12 protein-coding genes are annotated in these 14401 nt (G+C 58.8%); 8 read left to right on the top strand and 4 right to left on the bottom strand.

What is annotated here, in order from left to right; all coding sequences use genetic code 11:
• Window positions 1–41 precede the first annotated feature (41 nt).
• The 5 genes from ABHR63_RS00060 (at window position 42) to ABHR63_RS00040 (ending at window position 6831) form a co-directional block, all read left to right on the top strand.
• Window positions 42–1523 carry an aminotransferase class I/II-fold pyridoxal phosphate-dependent enzyme gene (locus ABHR63_RS00060; RefSeq protein ID WP_346964656.1) on the top strand — a complete coding sequence of 494 codons (1482 nt, stop codon included), beginning with the start codon at window positions 42–44 and terminating at the stop codon, window positions 1521–1523.
• A 226-nt stretch (window positions 1524–1749) separates the two neighbouring features.
• Window positions 1750–2784 carry an amidohydrolase family protein gene (locus ABHR63_RS00055; protein WP_035137023.1) on the top strand — a complete coding sequence of 345 codons (1035 nt, stop codon included), beginning with the start codon at window positions 1750–1752 and terminating at the stop codon, window positions 2782–2784.
• 26 nt (window positions 2785–2810) lie between these two features.
• A complete protein-coding gene (locus ABHR63_RS00050; protein ID WP_161115317.1) occupies window positions 2811–4058 on the top strand; it encodes a hypothetical protein in 1248 nt (415 codons plus the stop codon).
• An 18-nt stretch (window positions 4059–4076) separates the two neighbouring features.
• Window positions 4077–5195 (top strand): neutral/alkaline non-lysosomal ceramidase N-terminal domain-containing protein, encoded by a 1119-nt coding sequence (locus ABHR63_RS00045; RefSeq protein ID WP_161115318.1) that lies wholly within the window; start codon window positions 4077–4079, stop codon window positions 5193–5195.
• A 193-nt stretch (window positions 5196–5388) separates the two neighbouring features.
• Window positions 5389–6831 carry a PTS transporter subunit EIIC gene (locus ABHR63_RS00040; RefSeq protein ID WP_161115319.1) on the top strand — a complete coding sequence of 481 codons (1443 nt, stop codon included), beginning with the start codon at window positions 5389–5391 and terminating at the stop codon, window positions 6829–6831.
• A gap of 123 nt (window positions 6832–6954) precedes the next feature.
• Here the strand turns inward: ABHR63_RS00040 and ABHR63_RS00035 are convergent, their stop codons facing one another.
• Window positions 6955–7878, bottom strand: coding sequence for a LysR family transcriptional regulator (locus tag ABHR63_RS00035; RefSeq protein ID WP_138341146.1), 924 nt, complete (start codon window positions 7876–7878; stop codon window positions 6955–6957).
• A 36-nt stretch (window positions 7879–7914) separates the two neighbouring features.
• Window positions 7915–8325, bottom strand: a complete 411-nt coding sequence (locus ABHR63_RS00030) for a peptide deformylase (protein ID WP_346964565.1) — start codon at window positions 8323–8325, stop codon at window positions 7915–7917.
• 205 nt (window positions 8326–8530) lie between these two features.
• Between ABHR63_RS00030 and ABHR63_RS00025 the strand changes: the two genes are divergently transcribed.
• Complete coding sequence (locus tag ABHR63_RS00025) at window positions 8531–9946, top strand: MFS transporter (RefSeq protein ID WP_346964564.1); 1416 nt, start codon at window positions 8531–8533, stop codon at window positions 9944–9946.
• A gap of 152 nt (window positions 9947–10098) precedes the next feature.
• The gene (locus tag ABHR63_RS00020; RefSeq protein ID WP_148331268.1) at window positions 10099–11010 is read left to right on the top strand and encodes a hypothetical protein; all 912 of its coding nucleotides are present in this window, start codon (window positions 10099–10101) and stop codon (window positions 11008–11010) included.
• 258 nt (window positions 11011–11268) lie between these two features.
• Here the strand turns inward: ABHR63_RS00020 and pdxT are convergent, their stop codons facing one another.
• Together pdxT and pdxS are read right to left on the bottom strand one after the other, a co-directional pair.
• A complete protein-coding gene (gene pdxT, locus ABHR63_RS00015) occupies window positions 11269–11856 on the bottom strand; it encodes a pyridoxal 5'-phosphate synthase glutaminase subunit PdxT (protein ID WP_195569138.1) in 588 nt (195 codons plus the stop codon).
• 20 nt (window positions 11857–11876) lie between these two features.
• Window positions 11877–12767, bottom strand: a complete 891-nt coding sequence (pdxS, locus tag ABHR63_RS00010; RefSeq protein ID WP_138111889.1) for a pyridoxal 5'-phosphate synthase lyase subunit PdxS — start codon at window positions 12765–12767, stop codon at window positions 11877–11879.
• A gap of 145 nt (window positions 12768–12912) precedes the next feature.
• Here pdxS and pdxR point away from each other — a divergent pair, with 145 nt between their 5' ends.
• The gene (gene pdxR, locus ABHR63_RS00005; protein ID WP_346964563.1) at window positions 12913–14340 is read left to right on the top strand and encodes a MocR-like pyridoxine biosynthesis transcription factor PdxR; all 1428 of its coding nucleotides are present in this window, start codon (window positions 12913–12915) and stop codon (window positions 14338–14340) included.
• The last annotated feature ends 61 nt before the right edge of the window (window positions 14341–14401 follow it).

Below are 14401 nucleotides of genomic sequence, written 5' to 3'. Positions count from 1 at the left end.
TAGTGGCCCAAGAGACGTTTGGCGATCGCCTGCGACAGACTATGTCCGATCGCGACGTTCGCCAGTCGGACGTAATCCGCGCATCGGAGATGCTCGGCAAAAAACTCGGCAAGAGTCAGATGAGCCAATATGTGAGCGGCAAGACGATCCCGCGGCGCGATGTGGCAGAGCTACTCGCCCGCATTTTGGAGGTCGATGTTACCTGGCTGCTTGCCAGTGACGCCGATCAAGGCGAGGCATCATCGCCCCGTAACGTTTCCAAGCCCGAACCCCATCCCTCAGCTCAAATTCCAAGGAGCACCACCATGCGTACTTTTTCTAAATCCACTAAGCTTGATAACGTCCTGTATGACGTGCGCGGTCCCGTCGTCGACGAGGCTGCCCGCATGGAGGACGAGGGCGAGCGTATTCTCAAGCTCAATATCGGCAACCCGGCGCCCTTCGGTTTCCGCACGCCCGACGAGGTCATCAAGGACATGCGCCAGCAGCTGCCCGACTGCGAAGGCTATTCCAACTCGCGCGGCCTGTTCTCTGCACGCAAGGCGATTATGCAGTACTCGCAGATCAAGGGCCTGCCCAACGTTCAGATGGAGCACGTCTACACGGGCAACGGCGTGTCCGAGCTCATTCAGCTTTCGATGAACGCGCTGCTCGACAATGGCGACGAGATTCTGATCCCCAGCCCCGACTACCCGCTGTGGACGGCGTGCGCGACCCTTGCCGGCGGCCATCCCGTGCACTATCTGTGCGACGAGCAGGCCGATTGGTATCCCGACCTGGAGGATATGGAGTCCAAGATCACAAGCGCGACCAAGGCCCTCGTCATCATCAACCCCAACAACCCCACGGGCTCCGTTTACCCGCGCGAGGTGCTCGAGGGCATCGTTGAGGTTGCGCGCAGGCACCAGCTCATGATCTTTGCCGATGAGATCTACGACCGTCTGTGCATGGACGGCTACGAGCACGTCTCCATTGCCTCGCTCGCTCCCGATCTGCCCTGTGTCACCTTTAGCGGCCTTTCCAAGTCGCACATGATCGCGGGCTATCGTATTGGCTGGATGGTGCTTTCGGGCAACCAGCGCTGTATGAGCGATTTCATCATGGGCATCAACATGCTCTCCAACATGCGCCTGTGCTCCAACGTGCCGGCTCAGTCGATCGTCCAGACGGCGCTCGGCGGCCATCAGTCGGTTAACGACTACATCCGTCCCGGCGGCCGTGTCTACGAGCAGCGCAACTTTGTGTATGAGGCGCTCAACAAGATCGACGGCATCTCGGTGGTCAAGCCGCGCGCGGCGTTCTACATCTTCCCCAAGATGGATGTTAAGAAGTTCAACATCACCGATGACGAGCAGTTTGCCCTCGACCTGCTGCACGAGAAGAAGATTCTGATCACGCGCGGCGGCGGCTTTAACTGGGCCGAGCCCGATCACTTCCGCATCGTGTACCTGCCGCGCATGGAAGTGCTCAAAGAGTCCCTCGAAGACCTCGCCGATTTCTTCGATCACTACCGCCAGGCGTAACGGCAAAGGTAGCCTGTAATGAAACGGTCGGCCCGCAACGGATGCGGGCCGACCGTTTTCTGTCTAAGCCCGTGCTGTTAGCGCTTGTCTCGTTGAGCGGGCGAGGTTCGCGTGTGAGCGGTAAGTTCTATTCCAAAATGGAATACAGTGGGCTTAAGCTGGAATTGATGTCCGGGTACCTGCTTTTCTAGAATGTTTTCAACAAGATGAAAGGCGGTTCCAACCAATGATTATCGATGCAAATTCCTACTGGTTCGACGAGCACATCTTTCATGACGAGACGCTCTGCGAACAGTTTTTGGCCGAGGTACCCCGCGCCTATGACACCGAAGGCTATCTGACCATGAATTCCGCCGGCAAACGACAGATCGTGATCGAGATGCCCGCCGGTTCTCCGGGTCTTAACTACATTGAGGGCGACTACACCCTCGAGAAGCGCTTGGCCGATATGGATGAGGCGGGGGTCGACAAGGCGATCCTCAAGCTCCCCGGTTGTCACGAGTGGATGTCGCTCGAGATGTGCCGGCGTTTCAACGACGGTATGGCTGCTGACGCGAAGGCGTCAAGTGGCCGTTTGATTCCGCTTGTCGCTGTGCCGCCCTTTGGCACCAAAGCGAATTTGGAGGAGCTCGATCGCAGGCTCGACGATGGTTTTGCGGGTGTGCAGCTCTGCGCTCACTACGGCAAGCGCTATCTCGACGACCAGGTCTTCTCGAGCTTTTTCGAGCACCTGAACGAACGCCATGTCACCGTTTACGTGCACCATGTTCCCGTGCCGGTCGAGAACGAATCGCTTCTCGCGTACGACAACCTTCGCCGCTCTTATGGCCGCTGCGTCGACCAAACTACGGCGATCGGCCGAGAGATCTTTGGCGATTTCTTTGAGCGCTACCCCAATATCAAGATGGTCCACTCCATGCTCGGCGGCGCATACTTTGCGTTCAAGGAGATGCTGCTGCCTCATGGTCCCAAGCGCCCTGATGCTTCTGGCCGTTTTCAGGTCGATACCGAGACCGTTTCCAGGCGCCTCGAGAACAACATCTATTTCGACATGTCCCATGCTCAGCCTTGGGGCAAGACACTCCTTGCCTGCGCGGTTGACGTGCTGGGTGCAGACCATATTGTTTTTGGCACGAGCTATCCCGTTAAACGCGAGTGGCTCACCGAGGGTGTCGCCTGCGTTCGCGCTGCAAATCTGAGCGATACAGACAGCGACCTTGTGCTTGGCGGTACGGCGCAGCAACTGTACGGTGTCGAGTGAGCGGCAATCAGAGGGGAGTATCTGCCATGGACGAAGGAGAGATGAGGGCTGGGGCCGCTCGTGTGGCCATCGATCTTGGGGACGTGTTGCCGTTCGACGGTTTCGACGAACTCCGTCATGAGGTCTTCGCCCGTGCCCTTATCATCGAGGGGACGGGGCGACGCGCCTGCGTCCTTTCGCTTGAGGTCACCTCGATCGCTCCGGCTCTACTCGCCGATCTGCGTGAGGTTGTTGAGGATGCCGCCAATTGCAGCGGTGCTTATTCTTGGGTGGTTCCTACCCACACGTTTTCCATGCCTCACGTCCGCACTCCCGGGCATCTTGTCGACGATGCTGCCCGCAACCGCAACGAGCGCTATCGCGCAGCGCTCGTCGCTGCCGCCCGCACGGCTGTCGAGCGCGCTGTTGCGGGCATTCGCTCTGCCACGCTCGCCACTGTGGAGGGCGAATGCCCCGTGAACGTTAATCGCGACATTGAGACGCCTGCCGGCTGGTGGTTGGGCTCGAATCCCAGGGGGTTTGCCGACCACACGATGCCCGTACTCGCCATAAGGGATGCCGGGGGCGAGTATGTTGCCGTGCTCGCGACGGCGGACGTTCAGTCCTCCGTGCTCGATGGGTCGCGCGACTCCGAGGGGAGGCACATGGCGAGCGGAGACCTCTTTGGTTTTGCCGCCATGTCACTCGAGCGCGAGCTGGGCGGCGTTGCCCTGTTGCTGCCAGGCGCCGCGGGCGACCAAGGTCCGGCGGAGCGCTCCATGAACGTCATGTTCGATGCGGCCGGCGTTAAGCAGACGGTCGATGCCCATGAAGACGGATACCGCATGCTGCACCAGCAGGGGCAGGCCTTGGGCGATGCTTTGATTGAGGCCGCTCGCATGGCGCGTGAGGATGACGCCACCGGCATCGATGCCCGCACGGTCGACGTTTTTCTGCCCGCTCAGACACGCGCCGATTTTCACTCTTTGGCTCCGCACCGAACGTATGAATTTCATGCCGCTGGCGAGCAGCGCACGAGGGTCTATCTGCTCCGGCTGGGAAACGTCGAGCTTGTCGGCGTACAACCTGAGGTCTCGAGTGCATTCGGCGCCACTGTGCGCGCCGCTCGGTCCGGCTCTGTGTTCTTTGCCACGCTCGTCAACGGCGGACAGAAGTACCTACCGGCTCCCGACGCGTACGAAAAGATCACCTATGAGGCCATGAACTCCGGTTTTGCCGCCGGATCCCATGAGCGCCTCGTCGAAATCATCATTGCCGCCTTGAATGCGGCGTGACACAGAAGGAGAACGTGCATGAACATTGGACACGCGCGCCGCAAAATCACCCCACAGGGCGACATCTACCTGATTGGCTACCGCAATCTTCCCAACCGTCTTGAGCCTGCGACAGGCGTCCATGACGACGTCTTCGCCAACGCCATCCTCTTCCAGCAAGGCGAACGTGAAGTGTTTCTCTTTAATGCCGATGTCCTCGAATTCGAGGAAAGCATGGCCGAGGAAGTCAAGACAATGCTCGCCGAGCGCTACGGCATTGACCGTGATTGCGTCCTGCTCTCGGCGACGCACGACCATACTTCAATCGTCGCTTACCACCGCAGCTGGTGGACGGGAAAATTCGACGAGAACTACTACCGCTGGTTCCTCGATACCATTTGCCAATGCTTTGAGGAGTGCCGCGCCAACGCACAGCCCGCGATTTGTCGCTTGGGCAAGCAGGTCATCACCGGTTTCTACGACAACCGCATCATCCCAGGTGAACTCGCCGACAATGAGGTCATTGTCGTATCGTTCTTCGATACCGAAGGCAAGCCATTTGCGGGCTTTGTGAACTGGGCGGTGCATTCTGCCTGTGTCGGACCCGACTGCACGGAGCTCACGAGCGAACTCGCCGGTCTTACCGGCAAAAAGCTCGCTCAGAGTCTTGGTTACTATCCGGCCATGGTCGTCGGTGCTGCTGGCGACTGTAGCGACCGCAATTTTCGTCAGGGACGCGGCATTCCCGAGGTCGAGCGCGTTTCGACCGGTCTTGCCGAGGCGATTTCCCAGATCAAGCTCGATCGCGAGGTCGTTCTCGACCGCATCGAGCCTCAGACGTTCTATCACACCGTTGCCCATGACGACTTTTCGCTCACGCTTAAGTGTGTCGTCATCAGTTTGGGCGGCCTGCATCTCTTTGTGTTCCCGAGTGAGCTCGGCAGCGACTTGGGCATTCGCATGAAGCGCGAATGCCCGGTCGAGGGAATAGTTTGCGGTTACACCAACGGCTATTTCGAGTATTTCCTTCCGGCACGCGAGTACGGCCTCTCCTTTGAGACCGAGCGTACTCAGATTCCCCAGGGCGAACCGGAACGTCTGTGTGACAAGTTCTGCCAGACGACGAGACTTCTCGGCGCAGCAGATTCGCGTCTGTAGACCTGATTGCGTGACATGGGCCAATGAGGCTCGCTGCCATGTGATCGGCATCTTCCATCTTCTCTGCCGTTTCCCATCCCGGGCGTACGTGCGTCCGCGGATTTCAAAGGGGGAAGCGGGTTCCTTGCCCTCCCACGTCGACTACGGAGGCATGAAATCGATGCTATACCCCGCTCAGAAAAAGGAGAATTCCATGAAATACCAGAAGCTTTGCGATGAAATCATCACAAAGGTCGGTGGTCGAGACAATGTGTTAGACGTGAGCCACTGCATTACGCGTCTCCGCTTCCACCTCAAGGATGAATCGCTCGCCCAGACCAATGAGCTTAAGGCGACGAAGGGCGTCGTTGACGTCATCCAGGCCGGCGGACAGTATCAGGTCGTGATTGGTGCCACTGTCGAGGCCGTCTACAACGACCTTGTTCAGATTGGCGGGTTCGACTCCAAACCCGCACTCGATATCGATGAAGGCGACGACGTCAAAAAGGGCGATCCATTCTCGCGTCTGCTGGCCATCATCTCCGAGATTCTGCAACCGGTTCTTGGCGTGCTTATGGCCGGTGGCTTTATCAAGTCGATGCTCGCGCTCTGCACGGTTGCCGGTTGGCTTGCCAAGGACAGCAATACGTATGTGACGCTCTCGGCAATCGGAGATTCGGTCTTCTATTACTTTCCGCTAATCATTGGCTGGACGTCGGCCAAGAAGTTCGGACTTAAGCCCGTTATGGGAATGGCGCTCGGTGGTATCCTTGTCTACCCGACGCTCGTTGCCCTTATGGGCGGAGATCCGCTCTACACGCTCGGCGCCGGCACGGTCTTCGAGTCCAATGTCTACGGTGATATTTTTGGCATCCCGCTGATCATGCAGAATTACTCATCGACGATTCTGCCTGCGATCTTTATCGTCTGGATTGCCTCCAAGGTGCACAAGGCCCTTTCTAACGCGCTGCCCGCGCTTGTGAGCTCGTTCTTCTCCAACATCCTGACGCTCCTCATTTGCGGCATCCTTGGCCTGCTTGTGGTCGGTCCGGTCATGACGGTCCTCTCCAACATCGTTGCCCAGATCATCTTGATGCTCATCAACTTCCAGCCCGCCATCGCCGGCTTTGTCATCGGCACGTTCTGGAGCCTGCTCGTCATGTTCGGCCTGCACTGGGGTATCATCCCGCTGTGGTTTCTCGATGTCGCAACCTACGGCTATGACCTCATTAACCCGCTCGTGTATGCAGGCGGTTGTGCCATCGCCGGTGCTGTGCTTGGCATGGTCATCCGAACCAAGGACTCCGAGGAAAATGCTGCCGTCAACATTCCCGCCCTTGTCTCTTCGATTTTCGGTGTCAACGAGCCTGCGCTTTACGCCATCTTGCTGCCGCGTAAGCGTCTTATGTGGTCAACCTTTATTTCCGCTGGTGTAGGCGGCGCCATTGCCGGCCTCATGGGTGCCAAACTCTATGCCTTCGGTGCCTCCGGCCCGCTCGGTTTCCCGAGCTTTATTAACCCTGCCGGCATCGACACGGGCTTTATCGGCCTTGTCATCTCCGGTGTGGTCGCTTTCGTTCTGGCTCTTGTCGCCGCTATGGCGATCGGTACCAGGAAGGACGAGGGCGGTAAGGCGCTCAACATCTCGGTGGACTAGTCTGTCTGCGCACTTTAACTAAATATGCCTCGGACGGCGACGTGCCGCCCGAGGCATATTTGTGTTTTGTGCCGTTGTCAGCGTGTTTGCGGACACAAGTCTGCGGTTGTGGAGCAGCGGGGATTATGACGGTCGTGCCGCGGTGGAAGACGCACGGTCGCCCTGCAGGAGCTGACGGTAGGGGAGGAAGCCGATGAACGAGACGACCGCCTGCGAGTGCGCGGCGTTCCGCTTGAGGTAGAGCCTGACCTCGGAGGTCGTCGCGGGCTCAAGCGGCACCAGGGCTACCTTTCCGCTGGCAAGCGATTCCGCCGGCTTGCGCATGAGGAATGAGACGCCGGCGCCGCGTGCGACAAGAGAGATGATGTTCTCGGCTCGTTTGCCGGTGAACGTAACGCGTGGGCCAAATCCAGCTTCGCGACAAAGGGAAAGGACGAGCTCGCTTACGAACGAGCCTTGGGGAAGCATGAGGAAATTCTCGTCGATAAGGTCGTCTATCTCGACGGTGTCACGTTCGGCGAGCGGATGGTCGAGCGGAAGGACGGCCACGAGCCGGTCAGTCGTAAAGGGAATCTTTTTGAACTCCGGCTCGATGGCGCCACTGTCACGGATGAAGGCCAGGTCAATGTCCTCGTGCAGGAGCATACGCTTGAGTGTGTCGCCCTCGCCCTCGATGAGCTCAACAGAATATGAGGGGTTCGCCTGCTGAAAATCGATGACGGCGTCCGTGATCCCATAAGGGGCCATAATGGGGATAGAACCTACGGTGAGGTGCTCGAGCGGCTCACCTGCGCCTATTTGAATGGCGGCAAGATAGCGGTGCTGAAGCGTCGCAATTTTTTGCGCATAGGGGAGGAGCGCTTCACCTTGCGCGGTGAGTGTTACGTGGCGCTGGCTTCGATCGATGAGCTTGCAGCCGAGTTCGTGCTCCATTGCCATGATGTGCTTGGAGAGGGTTGATTGCGACATGAAAAGCAGTTCCGCCGCATCAAGAAACGTGCGTGACTGCGCTAAGATGGCGAATTCGCCAAAGCGGCTGATATCCATAGGGAGGCCTCCGGTACCCTCATTTTGGCAGGTGGCCTAAACCACGACGCCATTGCAGTGGTCGATTTCGTGCTGGATGATCTCGGCGGTGTAGCCCGAGAAGTTTTTGATGCGGTAAACGAAGTTCTCGTCCAAATACTCAACCTTAATGCGGCGATAGCGGGTACAGGGACGCTCGCCGGTCAGCGAGAGGCATCCTTCGCTCGTCTGATAGGCATTGACCTGCTCAAGAATTTGAGGGTTGTACATCAGGAGTGTCCTGTTGCCGTCCTTTACGCAGATGATGCGTTTGCGCACGCCGATCATGTTGGCGGCGAGGCCCACGCACTCGCGCTCATGCTCGTGGAGTGTATCCAGGAGATCCTGCCCGGTTGCGGCATCGTCGGGTCCCGCGTCTTCGGAAGGCAGACGCAAAAAGAACTCGGATTTCATGATGGGCTTAATCATGGCGGGCTCCTCATGTCTTATGCTTTCGTGGACTTTTAATAATAGCGCGGAAGGAAAGCTGTGCGTCCGCGTTACAATCTTTCGATGTTGGACCATGTTGCCAGATTCGTCGTGTACGGCGTCTGGCGTAAGTCTAGGGCTCATTTTTCGCCCTGGACCGTTCCTCTGGGGCGATGCGACTGTCGTTCCAAGAGGAAGGAAATGCATGGGGAGCAAATCTCAGCAACAAGTTCAAGTAACGCCATCGGCCTCTGCGGCGATTCTCGTCGTAATGTATATTGCAGCCTTTGTTGCCGCGTTTAACGAGAACATCATTAACGTGGCGTTGCACGACATTATGGCAGCCTTTTCGGTGAGTGCCACCACGGCACAGTGGCTCGTCTCGGGCTACATGATCGTGACGTCGATTTTTACGGCCATCATGGCCTTCCTGTCCGGCCGTTTCTCGACGCGCAAGCTGCTGTTTTTCGCATGCGGATGCATGGTCGCCGGCGAAGTCCTGTGCCTGGTCGCTCCGTCGTTTAGCGTTTTGCTGCCAAGTCGTATTTTGCAGGCTGCGGGATCGGGCATCTTGTTCCCGCTCATGATGAACGTGGTGCTGTCTTGCGCCCCGCGCGAGAAGCTCGGTTTGTATCTGAGCCTGGGCGGCGCCTGCATTACGCTAGGACCGGCGTTTGGACCCGTGATTAGCGGTCTTATGTGCACGTTATTTGGCTGGAGGGCGGTGTTCGTAGTGCCGCTGGTGGGCGGCATTGTGGTCGCTGCAGCGGGCGTTAAGCTTGTTCAGAATGTCGGAGAGCGCTCGAACACCACGCTTGATATTCTGTCGGTTGTTTTGCTCGCCGCCGGCATTACGGCATTTGTGTATTCCGTAGGCGAGTTCTCGACCAATCTGATTGCCGGCATCGTGGCGCTTTTCGCCGCCATTGTGCTGCTCGGCCTGTTTGCGGCCCGTCAGCTCAAGCTCGAGCATCCGGTGCTTAACGTGCGTCCCATGGCGAGCTTTCGCTTTTGGCCTGCGTGTTTGCTTGTGGTGGTGTCGATGATGACGACGTTCTCGATGAGCGTTTTGTTGCCGCTCTATTTTGAGGGCGCATACGGCATGACCGCACTTATTGCGGGCTTGCTCATTTTGCCGGCGATTGCCTGCAACGCCGTGACCTCGATTGTGGGCGGACGCGTGATGGACGCCCGTGGCGCATGGCCGCTGCTGCCGGTCGGTTTTGCCCTGATTGCCGTGGGGCAGACTGCCATCTCGATGACGGCGGCAAGCATGAACATCGGCGTCGTCGTGGCGCTGACCGTTGTAGTGTATGCCGGAGTCGGTTTGGTGCTGAGCCCCTCGCAGACGGCCGGCTTGGAGACGCTGCCTGCCGCTGAGCATCCCCACGGAACGGCATTGCTCAACACGTGGAACATGATTGCCGCATCGTTTGGCCCGTCCCTGTTTATCGGCCTGCTCTCGAGTTCTGCAGCGACTGCCGGCACGGCTGGCGCTGCGACCGACGTTGCCCAGGCGATTGGATTTGCAACTGCCGTGCGCGTGGCGGCCGTGATTGCCGTGGTCGGGTTTGTGGCGTCGCTGGTGTACGCTCGTCGCGAGTCACACATGTCGCATTAATGTGTGCACATAGATTCTGCAGCTAGATTAGATGGCGACACCATAAACTAATGGACGTTTTGCCGAGAGGCATGAATGTTTAAAGCGCAAAGAGTGCGCGACGGGCCCCGCGAATGGGGCGATGATGCCCGAGAGGGCCAAGAAGGAGTCTCATGTCCGAGAACGAAGAGATCATGAACGAGACCGAGAACGAGACCATGACTGCCGAGGTCGAGGCAGTCGAGACCGTGGAGACCGAAGCTGCCGAGGTTGAGGCTGCTGACGAGGTTTCCGCCGAGGAGGAGGCCGAGGTTGTCGAGGCCGCCGTTGATTACGATGACGAAGAGCTGATGGACAAGATGCAGAAGGCCGCCCGCCTGCTGCGTAGCCGTCGCTTTGCTATTTCTAAGGAGGAGGAGGCCAAGGCCGAGCGCATGGCGAACATCGAGCGCGCCATCAAGCTTCTTGACCTCAAGCCCAAGATGGAGCAGAAGGAAATGTCCGACCTGCTGGGCATGCGCCTTCGTGAGCTCGATGGCCTGATGGCCGAGGCCGAGGCTGCCGATCTGGTCGGCCGCATCGACGACGCCGAGGGCGATATGCGCAAGATTGTTGTCTTCGCCGCCGAGGATGCCGCTGAGGGCCTGGTCGAGCTTGCCAACAAGAAGGAGAAGCTCCTGCCCGAGCTTTCTTACGAGGAGGCCACCGAGCTGATGGCCGCTCTCGATAAGGTTATCGCTCCGCTCGTCGCCATGGGCCTGGACGAGGATCGCGGTCCTCGCGGCGGCCGTGACGACCGTGGTGGCCGTGGCGGCGACCGTGGCGGCCGCGGCGGCTTTGGCGATCGTGGTGGCCGTGGTGGCGACCGCGGCGGTCGCGGTGGCGACCGTGGCGGCCGTGGCGGCTTTGGTGACCGTGGCGGCGACCGTGGCGGTCGCGGCGGCTTTGGTGGCAACCGTGGTGGCTATGGCGACCGCGGCGGCAACCGTGGCGGCTTCGGCGGCAACCGTGGTAACGACCGCGGCGGTCGCGGTGGCGACCGTGGCGGCCGCAACGGTGGCGGCTTCCGCGGTAACCGCTTCTAGTTGGGTTACGCGGTTTTACCAAACCGCGTAACTAGTTGACGCTGCGCGCCCACCAGAGCGACAACTTGTCATTCAAAGAGGACGGCATGACCAGAAGGTCTATGCCGTCCTCTTTTCATGCCAATTTGTTCGCTCTGGTAGGCGCTCGCTGTCGGTGCCAAAACATCGGCATTGCCATGATCCAGACCTGCTAAAAGATAGTCGTTGGGGACGTTCTTGTTTGACTAGTCGTTTAAGAACGTCCATTACAGTCGATGCCTACATTTGTAGAAACATTTCGTGGAGGCGGGTGTCTTCGTCGAGTTCGGGGTGGAAGGTTACGCCGAGCTGGTTGCCCTGGCGCGCGGCGACGATACGGCCGTCGACTTTCGCTAAGGCCTTTGCGTCGCCGTGGACCTCGACGATGCGGGGCGCGCGGATAAACGTCAGCGGCACTTCACCGTCGATGCCAGCTACCTGCCCCTTGGTTCGAAAACTGCCGAGCTGCCTGCCGTAGGCATTGCGCTCAACGAGCACATCCATGGTTGCCAGGCGCGGCGTGCCCTTATCGTCATGGGCGGCAAGGTCGTGAGCCAGCAGAATCAGGCCGGCGCAGGTGCCCAGGACGGGCATGCCTTCAACAATGCGGGTGCGAAGCTCCTCGAGCATGCCCAACTCATCTAGCAGCTTCCCTTGAACGGTAGACTCGCCGCCGGGAAGTACCAGACGGTCAAAGTCCTGCTTTAAATCAGCCGCCTGCCTCAGCTCAATACAGCGCGCGCCCAGCTCGGATAGTCTTGCCTCGTGCTCGGCAAATGCGCCTTGGACCGCCAGCACGGCGACCGTTTGGTCTGCATAATCGCTCATGTGCGATCCTTTCTGCTGGACTAGCGCCCGCGCTCTTCCATGATAATCTCGATCTCGTCGGCGTTGATGCCCACCATGGCCTCGCCCAGGTCCTCTGAAAGCTCGGCAATGAGCTTGGCATCGGTGAAGTTTGCCACGGCCTTGACGATGGCGGCTGCGCGCTTGGCGGGGTCGCCGCTCTTAAAGATGCCCGAGCCGACAAACACGCCTTCGGCGCCCAGCTGCATCATCAGCGCGGCGTCGGCGGGGGTCGCTACGCCGCCGGCGGCAAAGTTCACGACGGGAAGCTTACCCGTGGCATGGACCTCGCGCACCAGCTCGACCGGAACCTGCAGTTGCTTGGCTGCCTCAAAGAGCTCGTCGTTGCGCAGGGCAACAACGTCACGGATCTGCTTTTGGATCTTGCGCATGTGACGCACGGCCTGAACGACGTCGCCCGTACCCGGCTCACCCTTGGTGCGAATCATCGTGGCGCCTTCGGCAACACGGCGCAGCGCCTCGCCCAGATCACGGGCGCCGCAGACAAACGGCACGTCAAACTGGGTCTTGTCGATGTGATAGACGTCATCGGCAGGGGAGAGAACCTCGGACTCATCGATGTAGTCGATCTCGATGGCCTGCAGGACCTGCGCCTCGACGATGTGACCGATGCGGCACTTGGCCATGACGGGGATGGAGACGGCCTCCTGGATGCCCTTGATCATCCTGGGGTCGCTCATGCGCGAGACGCCGCCTGCGGCACGGATGTCGGCCGGGATGCGCTCGAGGGCCATGACGGCGCAGGCGCCTGCCTCCTCGGCGATGCGTGCCTGCTCGGGCGTGGTAACGTCCATGATGACGCCGCCCTTGAGCATCTGCGCGAGCTCGCGATTGAGTTTGACGCGGTCGGCCTTGCTGTTCTGTTCTGCCATGGTTGCTCCCTTGGTTGGCATGTGCATTGCTTGACGGAACATCCTATCGGGGAGCTGGGTATGACAAAATACTCAGTTTTCGAGATAATTACAAGGTCAGACTAATACCAGATTGAATGACTTAATAAGGTCAGGTGATAGGCTCATGCTTGACTACAATTTGGAAAAACGCGGCGAAGCATCGCTCTATGAGTATGTTTACCAGCAAATTCGAGATGATATCGTAGCTGGACGCATTGTGGCGGGGGAGCATTTGCCGTCTAAGCGCGCCTTTGCCAGTCATCTGGGAATCAGTGTTATTACCATCGAGAATGCATATAGCCAGTTACTCGCTGAGGGCTATATTTGCTCAATACCACGTCGTGGCTACTACGCTTGCGAGCTTCCGGATGCACCGGTTTTGGCTTCGGCTGCGGAGGGCATCGACCGAGATGCCGTCTCTGTGGGCCCCAGCGTGCATGATGTCAACGGACAGGTCGAGCGATTCGATGCGCTTTCTCCTTCTGCTTTGGAGGCGGCGCGGCTTTGGCAAAGCGCGCTACGGGCGACGCTGGCATCCGAAGACGAGCGCGAAATCTTTTCGCCCGCACCGGCGCAGGGCACTGCTCGGCTGCGACGCGCAATTGCTCACCATCTGCACGGGACAAGGGGTATGAATGTCGACCCCAACAACATCGTTATCGGTGCGGGCGCCCAGCTGCTCGATACCATGTTGGTTCAGTTGCTTGGCGCGGACAAGGTGTATGCGGTTGAGGATCCGGGCTATTTGCGTCTGACGCGTATCTATCAGGCTATGGGCTGCCAAGTTCGACATATCCCGTTGGATGATGAGGGCGTGGACTTGAGCACTCTGCAGAAAAGCGGGACCGATGTCCTTCACCTGATGCCGTCCCATCAGTATCCGACCGGCCTTGTGACGAGCATTGCGCGTCGCTATGCGCTTCTGAGCTGGGCCGCCGAGCGACCAGGTCGGTATCTCATCGAAGATGACTTTGATTGTGAGTTTCGCCTTGCTGGCAAGCCGATTCCTGCGCTCGCATCGATCGATGCCGCCCAGTCGGTTATTTACACCAACACGTTTTCGAAGAGCCTGTCATCGGCGTTGCGTCTAGCGTACATGGTGTTGCCCGATGAGCTAATGGAGCGGTTTAGGCGCAACCTTGGTTTTTACGCCTCGTCGGTTAGCTCTGTTGACCAGGTCGCTTTGGCTCGTTTGCTGGAATCGGGTGATTACGAGCGACATGTGAACCGCGTGCGCGTGCGCGCTCGCGAGGCGCGCGATGGCCTGGCGGCGCTTGTGCGGAAGGCGTTTCCGGCAGGGGAAGTCTCGATCGAGCATGCAGACGCGGGCCTTTACTGTATCGTGGTTGCGGAGCGTGGAACGGGCGGAAGCACTTTTGCACGGGCCCTCACGCGCTCGAGCATCCCTTTTATCGATATTGGTGACTGTTTTTGGTGTGCCGATGGCGCATCTGTCCCTGAAAACTCAACTCAAATTCTTGTTCAGTATGACGATCTGAGTCCAAAAGTGCTAACTAGCTTGGAATTGCAGCTAATGGGGGTGTTCCTATAGTTTTGTCAACTGGGCAATGCTGTTTTCGAGATTGAATCGCGACATGCTAACGCCAGGCCTT

The organism is Collinsella aerofaciens (assembly GCF_039752775.1).
Lineage (GTDB): Bacteria > Actinomycetota > Coriobacteriia > Coriobacteriales > Coriobacteriaceae > Collinsella > Collinsella aerofaciens_R.
This window is presented reverse-complemented; position numbering and strand designations above follow the sequence as displayed.